Here is a 254-nt window from a genome sequence, read left to right as displayed (position 1 = left end):
CCCAAGTCGGCTTGCCGGGTCTCGCCGAATCGCTGCTGATCGTGGTCAGCACGCTCGTGATCGGCACCTGGGCGGGCATGAAGCTGATGAAGCTCGACCGCGACAGCGCGTTGCTCACGGCAGCGGGCAGCGCGATCTGTGGTGCCGCCGCCGTGCTCGCGTTCGAATCCACCTTGCAATCGAAGCCGCACAAGAGCGCGATGGCCGTTGGCAGCGTGGTGCTGTTCGGCACGCTGTCGATGTTCCTCTACCCC

Annotated in this window: 1 protein-coding gene; it reads left to right on the top strand. The window is 65.7% G+C overall.

Features of this window, described 5'->3' with window-relative positions:
• Positions 1–254, top strand: a 254-nt coding sequence (locus SB753_RS39390) for a putative sulfate exporter family transporter (protein ID WP_410805465.1), incomplete at both ends; no start/stop codon positions are given.

This window comes from Paraburkholderia sp. SIMBA_053, from assembly GCF_046534895.1.
Classification (GTDB): Bacteria; Pseudomonadota; Gammaproteobacteria; order Burkholderiales; family Burkholderiaceae; genus Paraburkholderia; species Paraburkholderia caledonica.
The sequence above is the reverse complement of the archived record's forward strand: the minus strand, read 5'-3'. Positions and strand labels throughout refer to the sequence as shown.